The organism is Anaerotalea alkaliphila (assembly GCF_010179735.1).
Lineage (GTDB): Bacteria > Bacillota > Clostridia > Lachnospirales > Vallitaleaceae > Anaerotalea > Anaerotalea alkaliphila.
Map to the genome: position 1 here is coordinate 1 of NZ_JAAEEH010000068.1, position 5,745 is coordinate 5,745.

Below are 5,745 nucleotides of genomic sequence, written 5' to 3' on the forward strand. Positions count from 1 at the left end.
TAGAGCGCTTCGAGCAGCCGGGCAAGAGACATCGCATTGGCGAAATCACGAAGAAGCAACTCCATTTGTACAAGTGTCTGGGGGTAGAGCCACCAGCCTAGGTATAAATTCCCGGGAATTCAGGTTTAAACTTTCAATTCTTTGAGAGTACTTACCAGTCCCTTTGATAATATTACTTACATAATTTAAAAGAAGAACTTGATCATCGACTATAGTCATACCGTTGTCTTTGGGTATTTCTTCTCTAACCACCCAACGATCACCCATGCCATTAGACTTGATAGTAACAAAAATGGTGTCCCAGGGAACAGCATAACAACTAAAAAACTCATCGTATTATTGAGTGCGTGAAGAATGACAGCAAACCAGATATTCTGCGTATTTTCATAAAGAAAATTGGTTATGTAGTTCATCGCAATGATAGAGGCAGTAAATCCTACGAGTGATGGGACTAGAACTGCAATTCCCAGAGGAATATACATCATTAGGACTGCAGGATAATGCCAGACAGCCCATATTAACCCACCCTTCCAGGCAATTTCCCAGAAGGATATGCCACGTGCTTTCATATCAGGGTACAAAACACCTCTCCATCCAAACTCTTCTGTACCACTGGTTATTAGATTTGAAACAAAGTATAGAAACAATGAAGTCCCAAATGACGTGAAAAGAATATTCTGATCGTAATGCGAAGTGATAAGGCTCAAAACAATTGAGGGTATCACCAATACTACGGGGATGGCTATGATATAGTGCCAAAACCGCTTCGAACCATCTGCATTGTAACGGAGTCTTTTAAATCTTCCTGTTGCTAGGAAGCCAATAAATGGACCATAAACTGCTATAGAAAACAGTAATTGGGGTAAAAAACGATTGCTTCCCCATGTTTCAGTCCATAGACTGAAAAGAGTGTAATCCGTCGCTAAATAACTTCCCTGTAAACGACTGATCACATACGCAACTATCCAAAAGAACCAACTCCATGCAAATGTAATAAACAGATATAATTTTGTATCTCTCTTCATAATCTTGCTCCTCGTATGGCTATATTTGAATTTTCACTTCTTTGAGCTATATTTTTCACTTTTTCTACGAGTCTCTTCCCCAGCCTTTGTGACATTGCTCCTACGCGCTTTTTCTATCTGTACAGCTTTAAATTTTTCATTTGTAATGATGGCTGGATTATTGCCCTCTGCCAAATAATATGAGTCGTGCTTTCCATTATCCAACACCTTGACATTTCCTATGTATTTTTCGTTGCTCAGCATAATATCAATCGTCCGCTTAGACCATTTGTCTTTGCCCGTAGGTGATTTAACTCCAAGTCGTTCCAATTCTGCAACGATACCTATAATACTATTTCCACGAAGATAAAGGTCAAATATCGTTCGCACGTTATTAGCTTGATCTTCATCTATAACTAGGGTCCCACTGTCATCATGAACAAACCCATAGCATTTTCTGTTATAAAGCTTGGAACTACCATCAGCAACTTTCTTCTTAATCCCCCACTTAATATTATCTGCGCGTGATTCATTCTCTGCCTGAGCAATGGACTCGATGACAGAGATCATGAGTTCACTATCAGTACTGAATGTATCCAGTTCTTCTTGTTCAAAGATAACCCGGATACCCAGCAGTTTTAATCGATTCAAAGCATCAAGTATTTCCACCGTATCTCGACCAAATCTACTGATACTCTTAGTAATAATAATATCTAAATCACGTCTCTCACAATCCTCAATCATACGATTAAAATCTTTGCGAGAAGATCCTGTTTTACTTGAAGCAATGTCTATGTAAACATCAACCAGCACCCATTTAGGATTGGTAGATGTTAATCTCGTCAATGCTGATATCTGAGTAGTGAGACTTTTCAGCTGCTCCTGACTATTTGTACTGACTCGGCAGTATATGCCGACTCATTTTTCTCTTTTTTGAGGTTTTGCTGGAATAAATGTAACTCTTTTATTTTCACCCATATTACACCTCACTGACAATAAATTTTACTTATTGTTAATGATGCTCTTATGTTAAATGAAATTAATGTAGGATACTTTGCATATTACAAGAAACTCCTATTACTACTCGAGCTTCTTGATTATATACATATGAAATTCTGCATCATATTCTGGGTAGTCGGTATACCCATCTAGTAAAACCTCAAAAGTCACTCCGCTCTCTTTTATGATGCGTTTCAGTTCTTTTTCTCTTTTATTGCCTTTTTGCATGAAATTACATATCAGACCACCAGGCTTTATTTCTTCAATTATTCTGCGGAGCACCTTTGTTTCTTTCTCAACATCATTCTTATAGAAATGAAACATAGAATCCAATAAAACTATGTCATATTCATCCGTAATTCCAAATGAATAGATGTCCGCAACAAAACCTTCAACTTGAAGTTTTTCCTGTAGTGCTGCTTTGTTCAATTGCTGGATACCGACATCAGAAATATCCACTCCTACTACTTTATAACCTAACCTACCTAAAAACAAAGCATCTCTACCTTGCCCGCATCCAAGATCAAGCACAACATTTCTATTGGAGTAATTCTCAAAAAATTCAACCAATCCCGGGTACGGTTTTCCAAAATATGATTCTTGTCTGTAGTGTTTATTATATGGATTGTTCATTACTAAACCCTCATCTTCTAGAAACTTAAACTCATATGGTTATCCAGCATTATTGAAATTGAAAAATCAGATGCTATATCTTCTAATCCCTCGGAAAATAACTTCCTCTGGCTAACTATCATTATATCAAATTTACACTATGTTAGTTAGTCTATTTTCCTTTAACATCCAACCTGCTTTTCCAACCCCACTGATTCACAAAAACATCTATTCTGCTCTGTACGGACCCTCTGACATCTAATCTGTTCTGTACGGAGTCAGTGACATCTAATCCGCTCTGTACGGTGCTTTAAGGCCTTCATGGACTAGTTCCCACAAAGCAAAAAATCGTCGTTTTTCAATTTTCATTTTTAAACAAAAAACTCCCGAAAACCCTTATATCAAGGCTTTCCGAGAGCAATCTTCTAAACCCTTGACATCAATACTACCGTCTCAACATGCGGTATCACATTACTCTTATACAATTTAACAAGTCTAGTTGTCTATGGGGTAATTTATGCATTTTTACCCCGGGGATACCTTTCGCCAAATAGTATACAGCTTAAATATTGTCTATTTCCAATGCCTTCTTCGCCATTTGAACATATTCCTCAACACCAGATACGATTGCAAACTCAGCAATTGAAACCGGATATGCAGCGACCAATTCAATAATATGCTCCTTCATTTTAGGCCAGTAATAACCTCCAGCTTCTTTATAAGCAATTATCAGAGCTTCTAGTCCTTCTTCTCCAAAAGCCTTGTAGTTGAAAACAAAGTCATTTGAAATATCTGTTACCTTAGCTTCAGTCCAATCAATCAATCCAGTGACATTAGCCTCTTTATCAATCATAGTATGTCCGGCATGAACATCTCCATGAATCAGTCCAGTTTTCTTTGGCCAAATTTCATCATCATTAACCCATGACTGCCATCTGTTCCATAATTTCTCACCTACACCGAATTTTGTTTTTACATTATTCATGCGCTGCTTCATTGATTTTCTCGCTTCTTCAGGTGTTTGCACTATTAGTCCAAATTCTGTAGCTTTATCATTAGGAATACTATGAAGCTCTGCTAACACTCTTCCAAGAGACATGTGAAATGATGGTGGAACGTTATTAATATCTATCTCCCAAACATAGTTTCTTATATTATGATCAATGGTTCCTGCTGGCACACCATCTAACTTCTTGTATGCTATTAGCTCATTTGTGTAAATAATCCAGTTTGGTGCCTGAAAAGATTTAACATACTGATTAACCAAATCTAATGCTTGTTTTTCTACCCTTGTTCTAGGCATAACATCTTCACGCCTAGGCAATCTAAGAACCCAATCTATTCCACTTTCATCTAGTGCAAATACAACTTGAAAATCAAGTCCGGATTCATTAAACTGCATTGTTTCTTCCTTTAGAATAAGATTATGTTTTTTAGCTATTTCTATAACTTGTTTCATATCTTTACTCATTCAAATCACTCCTGTCTAAAAATTTTTATTCATTAATTTGCTGCATGCTTTGATATAGCATTAATAATTTCATCCCAATCATTATGGTGAAGCTCATGCCCTGTACCCTCTAAGGTAACCAATACTGCATTTGGTATCACTTCGGAAAGATGAATTCCATGTTCGTAGGGAATAATAGTGTCGTCTGTTCCATGAATTACCAATGTAGGAGCATTGATTTCATTGGTTCTAGACAAATACGAACCCCAGCCTTTAATTAATCCATGATTCTCCATACTCTGCAAATTACTAGCTCTATCAAATTCTTCTTCATTCAGTCTCCTAATCTTCTCTTCATCAAATATATGTTTTGATCCTATAAGAACTTTGCTTTTTTTGATAAAATACTCTACCACTTCATCTTTGTTTTGCCAGTTTCTGATTTTTAGCTCACTTAAAGCCTCAGTTACTTTACTATCCTTTTGGGGAAGACTAGAATCGAAATTTGATGTCATAATTAATGATATAGTAAGAATCCTGCTTGGATGTTTAAGTGCTATTATCTGCGTAATTATTCCACCCATAGACATACCGACTATGTGGGCCTTATCAACCTTATAGGCATCTAGTACTTGGATTGCATCATCAGCCAAATCTTCAAAGGTATACTCTGGATGGCCATATTCGTAAGTAATTGACTTGCCTACATCTCTATTGTCATATCGTATAATGTGAAACCCTTGGTTACTTAGTCTCTTACAAAACTCTTCTTCCCAATAAATCATTGATGCAGTAGCTCCCATAATTAACAAGATCGTTGGATTATTAATTTCGCCAAAACTTTCAGCACAGATATAAACATCATTAAAACGAATTATTTTTTCTGTCATAACTTATCACCACTTTTCTGCTTTCTTTAGATAATATCTTTACCTATATCCAATTAAGTCCGAATGATTTGGTTAGCAACAGCTTCAAATAATAAATCTCTAACCCTTACATAGTTATATTGCTGCAAGTCTCTCTTCTGAGAACCTATTAGTAAAGCGGCCCTTAAAACTCCAGCTATAACGCTTGGGTCTTCATCAATAATCTCCTTAGAGTCTTGCCGCGACTTAATAAATTCCATTAGTGGAACAATACTTCTCAGACTTTCAGAACCGATGTATTGTGGATTTAGTTTTCTAGAAACGATATTGTATTCCTCCAGGTCATAAATCAGCCTTTGGGTTAATATTTTTGATTCCAATTCCATCGCCATTTTATTTAAATATGTCTTTATAGCTGTATATATGTCCTTAGCGGCCATAACCTCTGGCCAAACCTGTTTCTCAATTTGTTCTCCCTCACGTGCTAACAATTCCATATATAGCATTTCTTTTGATTCGCAAAATATATAAAAAGAACTCTTTGCAATGCCAACTGATGAAGTAATATCCTCAATAGAAGTACTTTTAAAGCCTTTATCTATAAAAAAACGATAGGTTACTTCAAGCAATTCTTCTCGAATTCTTTCTTTTTCTAACTCTGTAAATTTTGCCATAACCTAAACTCCCTCCTTGTAAGATATTGTTACGGGACAGATTAAGAAATCATCCCGAATGTTCCTTGAAAATGCAACTTTAATATTCGAATGAATCAACAGACACCACGTATTGAATTTCAACCATCTCATAGGTA

The 5,745-nt window shown here is 36.3% G+C and carries 6 protein-coding genes; all 6 read right to left on the bottom strand.

All coding sequences use genetic code 11. From position 1 onward, the window contains the following. Positions 1-215 precede the first annotated feature (215 nt). On the bottom strand, positions 216-1,025 hold the full coding sequence (locus tag GXN74_RS13970; RefSeq protein WP_162371549.1) for a CPBP family intramembrane glutamic endopeptidase: 810 nt from the start codon (positions 1,023-1,025) through the stop codon (positions 216-218). Positions 1,026-1,058: 33 nt separating this feature from the next. Further along, a complete protein-coding gene (locus GXN74_RS13975) occupies positions 1,059-1,916 on the bottom strand; it encodes a recombinase family protein (protein ID WP_343032838.1) in 858 nt (285 codons plus the stop codon). Positions 1,917-2,084: 168 nt separating this feature from the next. Beyond that, positions 2,085-2,636, bottom strand: coding sequence for a class I SAM-dependent methyltransferase (locus GXN74_RS13980; RefSeq protein WP_162371550.1), 552 nt, complete (start codon positions 2,634-2,636; stop codon positions 2,085-2,087). A gap of 541 nt (positions 2,637-3,177) precedes the next feature. Further along, the gene (locus tag GXN74_RS13985) at positions 3,178-4,086 is read right to left on the bottom strand and encodes an Mph(B) family macrolide 2'-phosphotransferase (protein WP_162371551.1); all 909 of its coding nucleotides are present in this window, start codon (positions 4,084-4,086) and stop codon (positions 3,178-3,180) included. A 32-nt stretch (positions 4,087-4,118) separates the two neighbouring features. Beyond that, entirely contained in the window at positions 4,119-4,955 is an 837-nt protein-coding gene (gene mle, locus GXN74_RS13990; RefSeq protein ID WP_162371552.1) for an alpha/beta fold macrolide esterase, read from the bottom strand. Positions 4,956-5,008: 53 nt separating this feature from the next. Continuing rightward, positions 5,009-5,608 carry a TetR/AcrR family transcriptional regulator gene (locus GXN74_RS13995; RefSeq protein WP_162371553.1) on the bottom strand — a complete coding sequence of 200 codons (600 nt, stop codon included), beginning with the start codon at positions 5,606-5,608 and terminating at the stop codon, positions 5,009-5,011. Positions 5,609-5,745: the final 137 nt, after the last annotated feature.

Excerpts from the sequence above, each read along its gene's own strand:
- GXN74_RS13970 (WP_162371549.1), bottom strand. The coding sequence starts at position 1,025 with ATGAAGAGAGATACAAAATTATATCTGTTTATTACATTTGCATGGAGT.
- mle (WP_162371552.1), bottom strand. The coding sequence starts at position 4,955 with ATGACAGAAAAAATAATTCGTTTTAATGATGTTTATATCTGTGCTGAA.
- GXN74_RS13995 (WP_162371553.1), bottom strand. The coding sequence starts at position 5,608 with ATGGCAAAATTTACAGAGTTAGAAAAAGAAAGAATTCGAGAAGAATTG.
- GXN74_RS13980 (WP_162371550.1), bottom strand. The coding sequence starts at position 2,636 with ATGAACAATCCATATAATAAACACTACAGACAAGAATCATATTTTGGA.
- GXN74_RS13985 (WP_162371551.1), bottom strand. The coding sequence starts at position 4,086 with ATGAGTAAAGATATGAAACAAGTTATAGAAATAGCTAAAAAACATAAT.